Origin of the sequence: Pseudomonas sp. LPB4.O (assembly GCF_038383825.1) — a bacterium.
Taxonomy (GTDB): domain Bacteria; phylum Pseudomonadota; class Gammaproteobacteria; order Pseudomonadales; family Pseudomonadaceae; genus Aquipseudomonas; species Aquipseudomonas putida.
This window is the reverse complement of the sequence record NZ_CP151298.1, coordinates 6,037,483-6,052,083: the sequence shown is the minus strand read 5'-3', so window position 1 is coordinate 6,052,083 and position 14,601 is coordinate 6,037,483. Positions and strand designations below refer to the sequence as shown.

Genomic DNA, 14,601 nt, shown 5'->3' with positions numbered 1-14,601 from the left:
GGGCTTATTGTGGTCCCTGTGGGCGCGGGCGTGCCCGCGAAGGGCTGCGCAGCAGCCCCGATCTCAAGCCTTTTCGGTGACCAATTGTGCTGGCGCAAAGTGACAGGTAAAGGTGCTGCCATGCCCCGGCACGCTGCTGATGTCCAGCTTGCCGCGATGGCGCATCAGCACATGCTTGACGATCGCCAGCCCCAGCCCTGTGCCACCGGTATTCGACGCACGGCTGGAGTCCACCCGGTAGAAGCGTTCGGTCAGGCGCGGCAAGTGCTTGGCGTCGATGCCCACCCCCGAGTCCTGCACAGACAAGTGCGCACCTTGTGCATCGGCCCACCAGCGGATGCGGATGTTGCCCTCGTCCTGGGTGTACTTCACCGCGTTGAACACCAGGTTGGAAAAGGCGCTGCGCAGTTCCGACTCGCTGCCCTTCAGCTTGACGCCGGGCGCGGCTTCGAGGGTGATGCGCTGGTTGCGTGGCCCAGACAGGGCCTGGGCGTCGTTCTTGATCGCGGCGAGCAGGGCTTCGACCGCCACCGGCTGGTTGTCCGACGGGTAATCGGTGGCTTCCAGCTTGGCCAGCAGCAGAAGGTCGTTGAGCAGCGTCTGCATGCGCGAACCTTGCTGGCTCATCTGCTGCAGGGCGCGGGTCCAGCGCGGGTTCACATCCTCGACGTTGTCCAGCAGGGTTTCGAGGTAACCCGTGATCACCGTCAGCGGTGTGCGCAATTCGTGGGACACGTTGGCGACGAAGTCCTTGCGCATCTGTTCCAGCTGGTGGATGCGAGTGACATCGCGCACCAGCATCAGGTGTTCGTTGTTGCCGTAGCGGGTGATGTGCAACTGCACGCGCATGCGGTCGTTGATGGGCGAGGGGATTTCCAGCGGTTCGAGGTAGTTCTCCGCCTCGAAGTATTCCTTGAAGCGTGGGTGGCGCACCAGGTTGGTGACCTGCTGGCCACCGTCCTGTGGGGTCTTGAAGCCCAGCAGGGTTTCGGCGGCACGGTTCCACCATTCCAGGTTGCCGTCGCTGTCGAGCATGATCACCGCGTCGCGCAGCGCGGCGGTGGACTCCTGCACCCGGTCGATCACTGCCTGCAGGCGGCCACGTACGCGCTGGTCGCGGCGTTGCAGATGGTAAATGCTGTCGAACACCTCGCCCCACAGGCCGTAACCATCGGGCGGTGCTTCATCGGGCTGGTGGTTGCGCAGCCAGTCGTGCAGGCGCAGCAGTTGCTTGAGGGTCCAGCCCAAGTAGAGCGCCAGGCCAATGGCCAGGCTCCAGCCATAGTAGCCGCTGACCAGCCCGCCGATCAGGCAGACGGTAATCAGCAACAACAGATGGCGAATCAGGGTTGCGTGCCAGTTCTGGTTCAATTGACGGTCCTTGTACAACGACGTGCAGCTTGGCGCTCTGGAGCTCGATCAGCTCTTGGTCGAGAAGCGGTAGCCAGTGCCCCGGACGGTTTGTACCAGATTTTCGTAGGCTTCACCCAGCGCCTTGCGCAGACGACGGATGTGCACGTCGACCGTGCGTTCCTCGACATAGACGTTGCCGCCCCACACCTGGTCCAGCAACTGGCCACGGGTGTAGGCGCGCTCCTGGTGGGTCATGAAGAACTGCAACAGGCGGTATTCGGTGGGGCCCATCTCGGCGGGCTTGCCGTCGATGGTGACACGGTGGCTGATCGGGTCGAGCAGCAGGCCGCCCACTTCGATCGGCGCTTCGCTGTCGCTCGGGCCGGTACGACGCAGCACGGCTTTCAGGCGCGCTACCAGCTCACGCGGCGAGAACGGCTTGGTGATGTAGTCGTCAGCGCCCACTTCCAGGCCCTGGATCTTGTTGTCCTCTTCACCCTTGGCGGTGAGCATGATGATCGGGATGTCGCCGGTCAGCTCATCACGCTTCAGGCGGCGGGCCAGCTCAATGCCGGAGGTGCCGGGCAACATCCAGTCGAGCAGGATCAGGTCCGGTTTGCGGTCGACGATGATCGCGTGGGCCTGTTGGGAGTTTTCCGCTTCCAGGCAGTCATAGCCGGCCATTTCCAGGGCAACGGCGATCATCTCGCGAATGGGCGCTTCGTCGTCGACGATCAGAATGTTCCTGCCAACCATGCTCAAAACCTCTCCTGGATTCGGTGTCTTGGCCCGCATTAGATAACGGAATTATTGCAGCTGTGTGACAGGGCGTTGGCCGTTCTGGCGACATTGCGTGACTGAACTAGGCTTGAAAGAGCCGCAATTGTGGCACCCGAACCCAATTTTCCCGGAAACAATGGTGAATCCAATGACACGACAAACGCTGAGCTGGATGGCCCTTTTCACTGCGCTGGCGCTTCCGGCGGTGGCGTCGGCCCATCATCAGGCCAAAGAAATGAATGGCGTGCTGGTCACACCTGATCCGGCAAACATGACGCTTTATACCTTTGACAAGGATGCTGGCGGCAAGTCGATGTGCAATGACGCATGTGCGCAGAACTGGCCTCCACTGATGGCCAAAGAAGGGGATAAGAACGAGGGCAAGTGGACGCAGATCAAGCGTGACGACGGCTCGATGCAGTGGGCCTACGACGGCAAGCCGCTGTATACCTTCATCAAGGACAAGAAGGCCGGGGACAAGACAGGTGACGGCGTGAAAGACGTCTGGCATATCGCCAAGCCTTGATATTGCCGGGGCCGCTTCGCGGCCCTTTCGCGACACAAGGCCGCTCCCACAGGGTCCTGCATACACCGATCAATGTGGGGCCTTGTGTCGCGAAAGGGCTGCAAAGCAGCCCCAAGATATTCAGCTAAACGCGTAATCCAGCACCACACCAATGAACACCAGCAACCCCGCCCAGTGGTTGTGCAAAAACGCCTTGAAGCACGACTCGCGGTCCAGCTTGCGCGTCGACCAGTACTCCCAGGCAAAGCACGCCGCAGCGCCCAGCAACCCCAGGTGGAACCAGCCCCCCAGCTCGAAGCGGCTGCCCGCCAGCAACAGGCAGCCCAGCGACAGCAGCTGCAAGGTGAGGATGATGGTGCGGTCGGCCTCGCCGAACAGAATGGCGGTCGACTTCACGCCAATCTTCAGGTCGTCATCGCGGTCGACCATGGCGTAATAGGTGTCGTAACCCACCGTCCACAGCAGGTTGGCGATGTACAGCAGCCAGGCGCTGGCCGGCAGCTCGCCGCCCGCGGCAGTGAAGGCCATGGGGATGCCCCAGGAATACGCCGCCCCCAGCACCACCTGTGGGTAATAGGTGTAGCGCTTCATGAACGGGTAGCATGACGCCAGCGCCACCGCGCCGAACGACAGCCACACCGTGCGGCTGTTGGTGCACAGCACCAGCAGGAAGCTTACCGCGACCAGAATCGCAAACAATGCCAGCGCCTCGCGCGGCTTGACCCGGCCGCTGGCCAGCGGCCGGTCGGCGGTGCGTTTGACGTGGCCGTCCACCTTACGGTCGGCAAAGTCGTTGATGCAGCAGCCCGCGGCCCGCATCAGCACCACGCCAAGGCCGAAGATCAGCACGTTGGCCACGGTGGGAGAACCGTTGCCGGCAATCCACACCGCCGAGAGGGTTGGCCACAGCAGCAGGTAGATACCGATCGGGCGGTCCATGCGGCTGAGCTGGACGAAGTCCCAGGCCCGCGGGTGCAGGCGGTTCAGCGACTTGAGCAGTTGCAGGTACATCAGCGGTTTTCCTCCCTGGCCGCTTGCCACAATGCCGGCAGAAACACTTCTGCCACCAGCAGCTCCAGGCCGCCTCGTTCAAAGCGCGAGCGACGGCCCCACAGGGCTGCATGGGCTGCGTCGGTCGGTAGCCAGGCCTGTGGATAACTGCACACTTCGATCGGGTGGCGGATGAACGCCTGGTCGCAGAACAGCAACTCGCCCAGCGAGCGGCTGCCGAGGGTTTCCAGGTCCAGCCCGCCGCGCTCCAGGGCGCTGCGGCTGGCCACACTGCGGGCGAACACCCACGGCTGGCCATGGCCGCGCAGGTACACCTCGCGCACCCAGCCTTCGCTGCCGGCAGCAATGCCCAATGCCTGGCATTCATCCTCGCGCAGCGCTTGCCATCCCTCGAACAGCGGGGTTACGGAGAAGTGATCTGAAGACAGGCGGGTCAGGCGGCGGGTCAGCGAGCCTTCGTCGAATAGCCAGTCAAGGGTAGGCTGGTCGAAGTCGGTCGCCAGCTGTGAATACGGCAGCCACGCGACAGCGGCTGCTTGCGGGGATTCGTACGACACGTCGGTCTGCTTGTTACAACCAATGAGGCGGCGAGCTTAGCATGATTGCCCCGACTGCTTGCATAATGCCTGAAGCAGGGCGAAGACCCGCCAGATAAAGCCCCCAGCCTGAACCGAGGAAAAAGACCTGATGAAAAAGTGGCAATGTATTGTCTGTGGCCTGATCTACGACGAAGCCGAAGGCTGGCCCGACGACGGCATCGCCCCCGGCACTCGTTGGGAGGATGTGCCTGACGACTGGCTGTGCCCGGACTGTGGCGTGGGTAAAAGCGACTTTGAAATGATCTCCATCGGCTAATCGAGGAAAGCACGACATGACGTCCCCTGTGGTAATCATCGGTACTGGCCTGGCGGGCTACAATCTGGCCCGTGAATTTCGCAAGCACGATGCGCAGACGCCGCTGCTGCTGATCACCGCCGACGATGGTCGCTCCTACTCCAAGCCCATGCTCTCCATGGGCTTTGCCAAGCAGAAGGACGCCGACGGCCTGTGCATGGCCGAACCGGGCGTCATGGCCGAGCAACTGAACGCCGAGATCCGTACCCATACCCGGATCAGCGGCATCGACCCTGGCCACAAGCGCCTGTGGATAGGCGAAGAGGCCGTGCAGTACCGCGACCTGGTGCTGGCCTGGGGGGCGCAGACCGTGCAGGTGCCGATCGAAGGCGATGGCAACCATCTGGTGTTCCCGATCAACGACCTGGAAGATTACGCACGCTTCCGTGCCGCCGCCGTAGGCAAACAACGTGTGCTGATCCTCGGTGCCGGCCTGATCGGCTGCGAATTCGCCAACGACATGAGCCTGGGTGGCTTCCAGGTCGACGTGGTGGCGCCGTGCGAACAGATCATGCCGACCCTGCTGCATCCCGCCGCTGCGGCAGCGGTGCAGGGCGGGCTGGAGGGCCTGGGTGTGCGCTTCCACCTGGGGCCGGTGCTGACCCGCCTGCAGCAGGTGGCCCAGGGCCTGGAGGCGCACCTGTCGGATGGCAGCGTGATCGCCTGCGACATGGTGGTTTCGGCCATCGGCCTGCGCCCACGTATTGACCTGGCTGCAGCAGCCGGCTTGCAGACCAATCGTGGCGTCAGCGTAGACCGCGAACTGCGTACCTCTCACGCCAACATCTTTGCCCTCGGCGACTGTGCCGAGGTCGATGGCATCAACCTGCTCTACGTGATGCCGCTGATGAGCTGTGCCCGGGCGCTGGCGCAAACCCTGGCCGGCAAACCGACCGCGGTTGCCTACGGGCCGATGCCGATCACCGTGAAAACCCCGGCCTGCCCGCTGGTGGTTTCGCCGCCGCCCCTGGCCCACGAGGGCACTTGGCAGGTGCAGGGGCAGGGCAGTGACCTCAAGGTGCTCTGCCACGGCGCTGACGGCGCATTGCTGGGGTATGCCCTGACCGGGGCTGCCGTGATGGACAAGCTGGCACTGAATCGCCAGTTACCGCCGGTAATGGCGTAAATAGAGGGTGTTCTGTCGGATTTATCCTGTTGTTGCCTGCACAATGGCCGGCCTGATACTGGCGCGGCCCCTGAGCACGTGCCATTCTCACTTCCGTCTGCCGCAGATTAGAGCCTGCGGTGCCTTGAGCGCTGCTCCCAAAGGCAGCACGGCATAACAACAAGAATTCCGTCAAAGAGGCTTCACTATGCGCAAACCAGAACTCGCCGCCGTCATCGCCGATAAGGCTGATCTGACCAAGGAAAAGGCCAATCAGGTGTTGAACGCGATTCTCGACAGCATTACCGGTGCCCTGGACAAGGACACGGTGACCCTGGTCGGTTTCGGCACCTTCGAAAAACGTCATCGCGGCGCGCGTACCGGCAAAAACCCGCAAACGGGTGAGCCGGTAAAGATCAAAGCCAGCAATACCGTGGCCTTCAAGCCAGGCAAGAACCTCAAGGACAGCGTCAATCCACCGGCCGCGCCAGCCAAGGCCGCCAAGAAAAAGTAAGCTTCCGCTGACGATTCGTTGATCCCGAACGGGCGCCTTCATGGCGCCCGTTGTGCTTTACACGCGGTAACTGCTGCGAACTTGCATAAAAAGGTCGTTAAGAGGATAAACTGCGAAACTTAGTCACTTTTCAATCGAGGCGTGTCGATGAAGTTCCGCTTTCTTCTCTGGGCCATGGGGCTTTTGATGGCCAGGGCCAGCCGTAACAACCCGGCATTCCAGCAGCAGCTCAAGGGCAAGGACCTGGTGTTCCAGATGCAGACCCTGGACGGCAAGGTTGCCCGGCACTTCGTCGTCAACAACGAGCGCATCAGCAGCAAGGGCGGCGCACATCCGCAGCCGGCCTTCGCCATCGCCTTCAAGGACGCTGCCTACGGCTACGCCACGATGCAGGCGGGCAACAAGCAATTGGCGTTCATGCAGGGGATTCAGGACAAGAACATCCAGATCAAGGGCAACCCGGCGCTGGTGATGTGGTTCCAGGGGCTGATGAAGTACCTGATACCGAAGAAGAAAGGCTGAAATTGCCGGGGCTGCGCAGCAGCCCCAATGGCCTTAATGCGGTGCTTGAAACTGCGAAGCCAGTTCGCGCAGCAGGTTCTCGGCTTCGAGCACCTTGTTCACCGCATCCTCGGCCTTTTCCCTGGTAATCCCAAGGCGCTCCAGCAACTCGTCAGGAATCTCTTCCTGCGGCCCGGAGCCAATCCCCCGCGAGCGCAACAGGCGGGTGGCCAGGCACACCAGGTTGGGGAACGCCGAGTACTCACCGTCGTAGGCCGGGTCGTGCTGGAAGCGCAGCGCGGTCGACAGCTCTTCGGGCATGTCCCACAGCTTCATCAGCCAGGCACCGATCTGTTCGCGGTTGATGCCCAGCAGGTGCTGTTCCACATAGGTGTGGTTCAGGTGCGGGTTGACCTCCAGGTGGCGGCAAATCAGCGAGAAGTGTGGCGGGAACACGTGCGCCAGCAGCAGGTAGCCGAAGTTGTGCAGCAGCCCGGCCAGGTAGGTCAGACCGGCTTCGGGGCGTTCTGCCCGAGGCATGGCGCGGGTCAGGCCTTCGATGATCGCGGCAGTGTAGATCGACTGCTGCCAGTAGGGTGTGGCCTGCTGCGGCTGGTCTTTCGGCAGGCTCAAGGTCTTGCCCAGCGCCAGGCCCAGGGCCAGGTTGATCACCAGGTCGAAGCCCAGCACGCGCACGATGGCGTCTTCTACCGAGCGGATCTTGCCCGGCGAAGCGTAGTAGGGCGACGCGGCCCAGCTCACCACCTGTGCCGCCAGCGCCGGGTCGGTTTCGACCACGCCGGTGATGTCATCGATGCTCGCGTTGGGGTCTACCCGCAGCTTGATGATCTTCTGCGCGGTATCGGCCAGTGGCGGGATCTCGATGGTTTCTTCCAGGCGTTTCTGGATGCGCCGGGCGGTGAAGGCCTGAACGGCATTGGTGATTTCCAGGGTGTCGTCATGGGGGCGGTCGAGGTTGGGGCTGATGGCCTCGACTTCCTGGCCGAAGCTGCTGGCGCTGGCCTTGGCCAGCATGCGCTTGAAGTGCGCGCGCTCAATCGCCAGCAGCAGCCCGCTTTCGCCAGACTGGATGTACACGGTCTCGGCGTCGAGCAGACTCTTTTCGTACTGGCACGGTGAGCTGGTCAGCGCGGGAATGCCGGGCAGGGCCTTGAGCTGATGTTTGTCGAGCATTTGCTTGAGGCGCGGCACCGACACGGCAGTCAGCTTGCGCCCGGTCAGCTCGGTCAGGCGGTTGAGGTCCAGCAGTTGGCTCTGCGGGAACAGCACCATGAGGGCGCCGACCTCGTCGTCTAGAAGCACCGCCTGCACCCGAGAAGCCGCAGGCAAGTGCGGGTGTTGGACCACCTCGCGGTAGACGACGCCGATCTTGTCGAGCAGCAGCCTGATTACCGTGGGGGCGTGTGGGGTTGCGGTGTCCAGGGCAACTTCAGTCATGGTCCGTATCCACTGATTCTTTTAAACGCGAAGTATAACCAGCCTGCGAGCAAATCTGGATCCATTCTGGGACTAGCGTCACACTTGGCCATATTGCTGGCCATGGCGCAGCCAGCGGTCGAGCAGCGGGCTGACATGGTCCGGCCAGCGGGCCACCAGGGCTTGGGCGGCATCGCGCACAGCCGGTAACAGGTCGGCATCGCGCATCAGGTCGGCGACCTTGAATTGCAGCAGGCCGGTCTGGCGTGTCCCCAGCATCTCGCCTGGGCCGCGTAGTTCGAGGTCTTTCTCGGCAATGATGAAGCCGTCGTTGGTCTCGCGCATGATCCCTAAGCGTTCGCGGCCGATCTGCGACAGCGGCGGGTGGTACAACAGCACGCAATGGCTGACGGCACTGCCCCGGCCAACCCGGCCGCGCAGCTGGTGCAACTGGGCCAGGCCCAGGCGTTCGGGGTTTTCGATGATCATCAGGCTGGCGTTGGGTACGTCCACGCCTACTTCGATGACAGTGGTGGCGACCAGCAGCTGCAATTCACCGGCCTTGAACTGCGCCATGATTTCGGCTTTTTCAGCCGGCTTCATACGGCCGTGGATCAGGCCCACACGCAGTTCGCCCAGGGCGCTGCCGAGTTCTTCATACGTGCTTTCGGCGGCCTGGCAGGTCAGCTCTTCGGATTCTTCGATGAGGGTGCACACCCAGTAGGCCTGGCGCCCCTCGGCGCAGGCTGCGCGAACCCTTTCGACCACCTCGAAGCGTCGGCTGTCGGCTACCAGCACGGTGTTTACCGGGGTGCGCCCAGGCGGCAACTCGTCGAGCACCGAGGTGTCCAGGTCGGCGTAAGCACTCATGGCCAGGGTGCGCGGAATAGGGGTGGCGGTCATGATCAGCTGGTGCGGGCATAACTGGCCGGCTACGCCTTTCTTGCGCAGGGCCAGACGTTGCTGCACGCCAAAACGGTGCTGTTCGTCAATGATCGCCAGGGCCAGGTGCTTGAACTTCACTTCTTCCTGGAACAGCGCGTGGGTGCCGACCACCATCGGCGCACCGTTGGCAATCTGCTCCAGGGCGCTGGCCCGGGCCTTGCCCTTGAGCTTGCCGGCCAGCCAGGCCACTTCGATGCCCAGCGGCTCGAGCCAGCGCTTGAACGTGATGAAGTGCTGTTCGGCGAGGATCTCGGTGGGCGCCATCAGCGCCACCTGATAGCCGGCCTCCAGCCCTTGCAGTGCTGCCAGGGCGGCGACCACGGTCTTGCCGGCACCGACATCGCCCTGCACCAGGCGCATCATCGGCTCGTGCTGGCTGAGGTCGTAGGCAATTTCGTTGGCCACCCGCTGTTGTGCGCCGGTCGGCTGAAAGCCCAGGTTGGCCAGGTACTGCGCCTGCAGGCGCGTGGCCTTGGGCAGCACCGGCGCCCGCAGGCTGCGCAGGCTCTCGCGCAGGCGTTGCTGCGACAGCTGGTGGGTCAGCAGTTCTTCGAAGGCCAGGCGGTGCTGGGCCCAGTGCTGGCCTTCGGCAAGTTCGTCGAGGTCGGCGTCGGCTGGCGGGTTGTGCAGGTAACGGATGGCATCGTCAAGCGGCGCCAATTGGTAGTCCCGGGCCAGCTCGTCAGGCAGCCAGTCGGGCAGGCTGCGCGGGCCAAGCAGGCCCAGGCTCTGCTGGCACAACAGGCGCAGGCGTTGCTGGGTTAGGCCTTCAGTGGACGGGTAGATCGGCGTCAGGGTCTGTTCGACCGGGGGCGGCGGCTCGTCGCCGTTCAGCGCGCGGTACTCCGGGTGGTAGATTTCCAGGCCCGAGGCGCCGGGGCGGGCTTCGCCGTAGCAGCGCAGGTGGGTGCCACGTTTCAGGCCTTCCTTCTGCGCGTTGCTGAAGTGGTAGAAGCGCAACGTCAGCACGCCGCTGCCGTCGCCCAGGCGTACCACCAGGCTGCGGCGCTTGCCCATGGTCACGTCGGTACCACTGACCACACCTTCGATAACCGCATCCTGGCCGGGGCGCAGTTGGCCGATCGGCACCACGCGGGTGCGGTCCTGGTAGCGCAGGGGCAGGTGGAACAGCACATCCTGCAGGTTCTCCAGGCCGACCTTGGCGAGTTTTTCCGCCATGGCCTCGCCAACACCCTTGAGTACCGTGACCGGGACCTTCGACAGCTCACTCATGACTCAGGCCGGTTGTTCCGCAGGGGCTTTGGCGACCGAGCACAGGCGGATCGAGTCGGCGAGGATCTCGATGGCCTTCGGCCGCGGGAAGCTGGCGCGCCAGGCGATGGCCACGGTACGGAACGGTGCCGGTGCAGTCAGTGGGCGCACTTCGATGATGCCAGGGGCGTAATGATGGCTGTGCACCGCCGACAGCGGCAGGATCGACACGCCAAGGCCCGAGGCCACCATGTGGCGAATGGTTTCCAGCGAGCTGGATTCGACCGTGGTGTGCCTGGCGCCTTCGCCGCCCTTGTTCAGGGTCGGGCAGGCTTCCAGTACCTGGTCGCGGAAACAGTGGCCCTCACCGAGCAGCAACAGGCTCTTGTCGTTGAGCATGGCGGTGTCGATGGTCTTTTTTGCCGTCCATGGGTGGTCGGCGGGCATCAGGGCGCAGAACGGCTCATCGTACAGCGGCAGGGTCAGCACATCGGCTTCGTTGAACGGCAGGGCGATGATTACTGCATCCAGCTCGCCGTTACGCAGCTTTTCACGTAGCACGTGGGTGAAGTTTTCTTCGATGTACAGCGGCATCTGCGGCGCTACGCGGTGCAGTTGCGGGATCAGGTGCGGGAACAGGTAGGGGCCGACGGTGTAGATGGCACCGACCTTGAGCGGGGCGGTCAGCTGGTTCTTGCCAGCCTGGGCCAGTTCGCGAATGCCTTGGGCCTGCTCCAGTACCTTCTGCGCCTGGGCGACGATGCTTTCGCCGACCGGGGTCAGGCGTACCGCGCTTTTGCTGCGCTCGAAGATCAGAACGCCAAGCTCGTCCTCGAGCTTCTTCACACCGACCGACAGGGTCGGCTGGCTCACGTGGCAGCGTTCGGCGGCATGGCCGAAGTGCTGTTCCTGGGCGAGTGTGACGATGTAGCGTAATTCGGTGAGGGTCATAACGTGCGTCCATGAAGTTGCGGGCCCAGCATAGCGGCTGCAATCGATAGACGCACGTTATCAGAGTTGCCGATTTGTGACAGAAGCAAAAGTCTTAGCGGCGGTCCAGCGAGTAGACGAACGGTGCCACGACTTCGATCGTGCCATTGTTCAGCAACTCGGGTGGCGGCTTGGGTACCGTGCCGGCCCGACGGATCATTTCCAGGGTCGCCCGGTCCAGTGCAGCACTGCCCGATCCACCTGCCATGGAGTACGACACCACCTTGCCTTCGGCGTCGACCACGAAGCGCAGGCGGTTGATGCCTTGCAGGCCGCGACGGCGCGCGTCTTCCGGGTAACGCTTGTACTTCGCCAGGTGGCGCAGCAGGTCGCTCTGCCAGGTTGGCAGGGCGTTGCTGTTGGACGCAATGCTCGGCGCCGGTGCCGCAGACTTCTGCGGTGGCGTATTGCTTGGCGGTGCGTCTACCGTTTGCTCGGTGGGTGGCGCTTCCTTCGGCGGCTCAGGCTTTTTCTCGGGTTTCGGCGGCTGGGGCTTGGCCTTCGGCTTGGGCGGCTTGGGGATGGCGATCTTGGGCTTGGGGGCTTCGGCCAGCTTGGGCAGTGGCGGTTCTTCGACCGGTGCCGGTGGCTGTGGCGCCGCTTTCGGTGGCGGTGGTGGCGCTGGCTCCGGTAACGGTGCCAGCTCGACCATCATCGCTGCCGGGGGCAGTTCGATGGCCTGGGGCACCGACCAGTTGAGCGTCAGCAGCACGGCGACCACGTGCACGCCCAGCACGATCGCCAGGCTGCCACCGTAGCGCGCCATGTTTGAGCGCGTTTTCGTCATTTCTTGGCTGCCGTCTCGAGACCTACCAGACCGACCTTGAGGTAGCCGGCCGCGCGCATGTTGTTCATCACTTCCATCAGGTCGCCGTAATCCACGCCTTTGTCAGCCTGGAAGAAGATGGTGGTTTCCTTGTCACCCTTGGTCTTGGCGTCGAGCATCGGGCCAAGCTGGTCGGGCGCAGCAACCTGATCGTCGCCGACGTACAGTTTCTGGTCGGCCTTGACGCTGACGAACACCGGTTTCTCGGGCCTCGGCGCCGGTTTGGCGGTTGAAGCGGGCAGGTCGACCTTGATGTCGACCGTGGCCAAGGGGGCCGCGACCATGAAGATGATCAGCAGCACCAACATCACGTCGATGAACGGCGTAACGTTGATTTCGTGGTTTTCGGCGAGGTCGTCGCCACCTTCGTTGAGATGCAGGCCCATGGCTTACCCCACTTTCACCATGTGCGGGGCAGCGCGCTCGCTGCCCTGGTGGTCCAGGTCACGGCTGACCAGCAGCAGTACCTGGGCGGAGGCGTCGGACACCTGGGCCTTGTAGCCTGCGATAGAGCGGGCGAAGACGTTGTAGATGACTACAGCCGGGATTGCAGCGACCAGGCCCAGGGCGGTGGCCAGCAGGGCTTCGGCGATACCTGGGGCAACTACGGCCAGGTTGGTGGTCTGGGTCTTGGCGATGCCGATGAAGCTGTTCATGATGCCCCATACGGTACCGAACAGACCGACGAACGGCGCGGTGGAACCGATGGTGGCAAGTACGCCGGTGCCGCTGCTCATGGTGCGACCGCTGGCATGAACCAAGCGCTCCAGGCGGAAGCTGACGCGCTCCTTGATGCCTTCTTTTTCGCGGGCATTGGCCGACAGCCGCATCTCTTCAAGGGCATCGTGGACCAGGGTGTGGGCCAAGGTACCTTCCTTGTTTGAGACTTCGCTGGCGTCTTTCAGGGTGGTGGATTTCTTCAGCTGGGCGATTTCACCACGCAGACGACGCTTGGCGCCCATCAGCTCGAAGCCTTTGGCGATCCAGATGGTCCAGGTGATGATGGAGGCGATGGCCAGGCCGATCATGACGATCTTCACCACGATGTCGGCGTTCTTGTACATGCCCCATGGGGACAGGTCGTGGGCCATGCCCAGCGAGGTGTCTTCTACCAAGGCTTGAACGTTCGAGTCTGCCGGGGGCGTTGCATCGGCCGGGGTGGCAGCAGTGGCGTTGGCAGCAGGCGCCTGCGCGTCGGCAGCCGGGGCTGCAGCAGGTGCGGCCGGGGCAGTGGCAGCAGCAGGCGCGGCGGCGCTGGCGGTTGGCTCATCGGCCATGGCCACCGGGGCCAGCACCAGGCTGAGTGTCAGCGCGGCGATGGCGCGCCAGGCGCGCGACGGGGTTGGCGAAGCGGAAGGTTGAATACGTGTCATGCTGGCCGGACCTGATGAAGAAATAAAGTGAGCGTTCTCCAAGGCCTCGAGGTAGGCCGAGAACAAATTGGCGGCCATTATTGCAAGTAATTCTTGTTAACAAAAGTAATCTTGTTGCTTTTTTCGCCTATGGTCTAGCCGCCCATCGTGTAGCGTGGCCGGGCTGATCAATTGGTCTAGGGAGTTCAGAGATGTCAGACCTTTCCGTGATGGTGGTGGGTTGTGGTGATGTAGGTGGGCGTCTGGCCCTGCAAATGCTGGGCAAAGGCTGGCAGGTAAGCGGCCTGCGCCGCGCTGTCGGGCAGCTGCCTGCGGGCGTTCAACCGGTTGCCGCGGACCTGGCCGAACCGTCGATCCCGCAAGCCTGGCCACAGGGTCCACTGGATTACCTGGTGTACTGCGTGGCGGCCAGCCAGCACGACGAGGCCGGTTACCAGGCGGCCTATGTGGATGGCTTGCGCCATGTGCTGGCCTGGCTGGCCGAGCGAGGCCAGCGCCCCCGTCGCCTGCTGTTCGTTTCCAGCAGCAGCGTGTATGCGCAGAAGGGCGGCGAGTGGGTCGAGGAAGGCGCGGCCACCGAGCCTGAAGGTTATTCCGGGCGGGTGATGCTGGAGGCTGAGCGGCTGGCGCTGGCCAGTGGTATCCCGGCGAGCGTTGTGCGCCTGACGGGCATCTACGGCCCAGGCCGCGAGTGGCTGCTGAGCCAGGTGCGCCAGGGTTACCGCGTCGCCGAGGAGCCGCCGCTGTATGGCAACCGTATTCATGCCGAGGATGCTGCCAGCCTGTTGGCGCACCTGCTGCAGGCCGATGCCGATGGCAAGGTGCTGGACGACTACTACATTGGCGTTGATGACGACCCGGCGCCGCTGGCTGACGTGGTCGCCTGGCTGCGGGCATACATGGGGGTTACCGAGTGGTCCGATGAACAACGGGTGCGGCGTACCGGCAGCAAGCGCTGCAGCAACGCCCGGGCCCGGGCGCTGGGCTGGGCGCCGGTGTACCCAAGCTACAAGGAAGGGTACGCAGCCATCCTGAAAGGAGGGCGTTGAATTTACCGGCCTCTTCGCGGGTAAACCCGCTCCCACAGGGTGGACTGCCCCCAGGAAGTTGGACACCAATCCAATTTCTTGGGGT

16 protein-coding genes are annotated in these 14,601 nt (G+C 63.4%); 6 read left to right on the top strand and 10 right to left on the bottom strand.

Annotated features, from left to right (window positions below):
- Positions 1-63: 63 nt before the first annotated feature.
- Positions 64-1,371, bottom strand: coding sequence for a phosphate regulon sensor histidine kinase PhoR (gene phoR, locus MRBLPB4O_RS27350; RefSeq protein WP_341797147.1), 1,308 nt, complete (start codon positions 1,369-1,371; stop codon positions 64-66).
- A 48-nt stretch (positions 1,372-1,419) separates the two neighbouring features.
- Positions 1,420-2,109: a phosphate regulon transcriptional regulator PhoB gene (gene phoB, locus MRBLPB4O_RS27345; protein WP_003253341.1), complete on the bottom strand. Its 690-nt coding sequence runs from the start codon at positions 2,107-2,109 to the stop codon at positions 1,420-1,422.
- A 172-nt stretch (positions 2,110-2,281) separates the two neighbouring features.
- Between phoB and MRBLPB4O_RS27340 the strand changes: the two genes are divergently transcribed.
- Entirely contained in the window at positions 2,282-2,659 is a 378-nt protein-coding gene (locus MRBLPB4O_RS27340) for a hypothetical protein (protein ID WP_341798938.1), read from the top strand.
- Positions 2,660-2,779: 120 nt separating this feature from the next.
- Here MRBLPB4O_RS27340 and ubiA read toward each other — a convergent pair whose 3' ends face one another.
- Entirely contained in the window at positions 2,780-3,670 is an 891-nt protein-coding gene (gene ubiA / locus MRBLPB4O_RS27335) for a 4-hydroxybenzoate octaprenyltransferase (protein ID WP_341797146.1), read from the bottom strand.
- On the bottom strand, positions 3,670-4,227 hold the full coding sequence (locus MRBLPB4O_RS27330) for a chorismate lyase (protein WP_016502245.1): 558 nt from the start codon (positions 4,225-4,227) through the stop codon (positions 3,670-3,672). The genes ubiA and MRBLPB4O_RS27330 overlap by 1 nt, the downstream gene beginning before the upstream one ends.
- Positions 4,228-4,357: 130 nt before the next feature.
- On the opposite strand from MRBLPB4O_RS27330, the gene rubA reads away from it, so the two are divergent.
- The 4 genes from rubA (at position 4,358) to MRBLPB4O_RS27310 (ending at position 6,705) form a co-directional block, all read left to right on the top strand.
- Positions 4,358-4,525, top strand: coding sequence for a rubredoxin RubA (gene rubA, locus MRBLPB4O_RS27325; RefSeq protein ID WP_016502244.1), 168 nt, complete (start codon positions 4,358-4,360; stop codon positions 4,523-4,525).
- A gap of 16 nt (positions 4,526-4,541) precedes the next feature.
- Positions 4,542-5,690: an FAD-dependent oxidoreductase gene (locus MRBLPB4O_RS27320; protein ID WP_341797145.1), complete on the top strand. Its 1,149-nt coding sequence runs from the start codon at positions 4,542-4,544 to the stop codon at positions 5,688-5,690.
- A gap of 187 nt (positions 5,691-5,877) precedes the next feature.
- On the top strand, positions 5,878-6,183 hold the full coding sequence (locus MRBLPB4O_RS27315; protein ID WP_016502242.1) for an HU family DNA-binding protein: 306 nt from the start codon (positions 5,878-5,880) through the stop codon (positions 6,181-6,183).
- Between the two features lie 147 nt (positions 6,184-6,330).
- Entirely contained in the window at positions 6,331-6,705 is a 375-nt protein-coding gene (locus tag MRBLPB4O_RS27310; RefSeq protein WP_341797144.1) for an SCP2 sterol-binding domain-containing protein, read from the top strand.
- A 33-nt stretch (positions 6,706-6,738) separates the two neighbouring features.
- On the opposite strand, the gene MRBLPB4O_RS27305 is transcribed toward MRBLPB4O_RS27310, so the two are convergent.
- The 6 genes from MRBLPB4O_RS27305 to exbB all read right to left on the bottom strand — a co-directional run bounded on the left by MRBLPB4O_RS27305 (position 6,739) and on the right by exbB (position 13,467).
- The gene (locus MRBLPB4O_RS27305) at positions 6,739-8,142 is read right to left on the bottom strand and encodes an HDOD domain-containing protein (protein ID WP_341797143.1); all 1,404 of its coding nucleotides are present in this window, start codon (positions 8,140-8,142) and stop codon (positions 6,739-6,741) included.
- Positions 8,143-8,220: 78 nt separating this feature from the next.
- Positions 8,221-10,299: an ATP-dependent DNA helicase RecG gene (gene recG, locus MRBLPB4O_RS27300; protein WP_016502239.1), complete on the bottom strand. Its 2,079-nt coding sequence runs from the start codon at positions 10,297-10,299 to the stop codon at positions 8,221-8,223.
- 3 nt (positions 10,300-10,302) lie between these two features.
- The gene (locus MRBLPB4O_RS27295) at positions 10,303-11,229 is read right to left on the bottom strand and encodes a hydrogen peroxide-inducible genes activator (RefSeq protein WP_016502238.1); all 927 of its coding nucleotides are present in this window, start codon (positions 11,227-11,229) and stop codon (positions 10,303-10,305) included.
- A gap of 94 nt (positions 11,230-11,323) precedes the next feature.
- Positions 11,324-12,055, bottom strand: a complete 732-nt coding sequence (locus tag MRBLPB4O_RS27290) for an energy transducer TonB (RefSeq protein ID WP_016489831.1) — start codon at positions 12,053-12,055, stop codon at positions 11,324-11,326.
- Positions 12,052-12,480: a TonB system transport protein ExbD gene (gene exbD, locus MRBLPB4O_RS27285; protein WP_003253367.1), complete on the bottom strand. Its 429-nt coding sequence runs from the start codon at positions 12,478-12,480 to the stop codon at positions 12,052-12,054. Before exbD ends, MRBLPB4O_RS27290 begins: the two co-directional genes overlap by 4 nt.
- A 3-nt stretch (positions 12,481-12,483) precedes the next feature.
- Positions 12,484-13,467, bottom strand: a complete 984-nt coding sequence (gene exbB, locus MRBLPB4O_RS27280) for a tonB-system energizer ExbB (protein ID WP_341797142.1) — start codon at positions 13,465-13,467, stop codon at positions 12,484-12,486.
- 191 nt (positions 13,468-13,658) lie between these two features.
- Between exbB and MRBLPB4O_RS27275 the strand changes: the two genes are divergently transcribed.
- The gene (locus MRBLPB4O_RS27275; protein ID WP_341797141.1) at positions 13,659-14,516 is read left to right on the top strand and encodes an SDR family oxidoreductase; all 858 of its coding nucleotides are present in this window, start codon (positions 13,659-13,661) and stop codon (positions 14,514-14,516) included.
- Positions 14,517-14,601 lie beyond the last annotated feature (85 nt).

Coding starts and splice junctions, on each gene's coding strand:
- MRBLPB4O_RS27305 (WP_341797143.1), bottom strand. CDS start 8,142: ATGACTGAAGTTGCCCTGGACACCGCAACCCCACACGCCCCCACGGTA.
- MRBLPB4O_RS27310 (WP_341797144.1), top strand. CDS start 6,331: ATGAAGTTCCGCTTTCTTCTCTGGGCCATGGGGCTTTTGATGGCCAGG.
- MRBLPB4O_RS27320 (WP_341797145.1), top strand. CDS start 4,542: ATGACGTCCCCTGTGGTAATCATCGGTACTGGCCTGGCGGGCTACAAT.
- MRBLPB4O_RS27340 (WP_341798938.1), top strand. CDS start 2,282: ATGACACGACAAACGCTGAGCTGGATGGCCCTTTTCACTGCGCTGGCG.
- MRBLPB4O_RS27295 (WP_016502238.1), bottom strand. CDS start 11,229: ATGACCCTCACCGAATTACGCTACATCGTCACACTCGCCCAGGAACAG.
- exbB (WP_341797142.1), bottom strand. CDS start 13,467: ATGACACGTATTCAACCTTCCGCTTCGCCAACCCCGTCGCGCGCCTGG.
- phoB (WP_003253341.1), bottom strand. CDS start 2,109: ATGGTTGGCAGGAACATTCTGATCGTCGACGACGAAGCGCCCATTCGC.
- rubA (WP_016502244.1), top strand. CDS start 4,358: ATGAAAAAGTGGCAATGTATTGTCTGTGGCCTGATCTACGACGAAGCC.
- MRBLPB4O_RS27315 (WP_016502242.1), top strand. CDS start 5,878: ATGCGCAAACCAGAACTCGCCGCCGTCATCGCCGATAAGGCTGATCTG.
- ubiA (WP_341797146.1), bottom strand. CDS start 3,670: ATGTACCTGCAACTGCTCAAGTCGCTGAACCGCCTGCACCCGCGGGCC.
- exbD (WP_003253367.1), bottom strand. CDS start 12,480: ATGGGCCTGCATCTCAACGAAGGTGGCGACGACCTCGCCGAAAACCAC.
- MRBLPB4O_RS27275 (WP_341797141.1), top strand. CDS start 13,659: ATGTCAGACCTTTCCGTGATGGTGGTGGGTTGTGGTGATGTAGGTGGG.
- MRBLPB4O_RS27290 (WP_016489831.1), bottom strand. CDS start 12,055: ATGACGAAAACGCGCTCAAACATGGCGCGCTACGGTGGCAGCCTGGCG.
- recG (WP_016502239.1), bottom strand. CDS start 10,299: ATGAGTGAGCTGTCGAAGGTCCCGGTCACGGTACTCAAGGGTGTTGGC.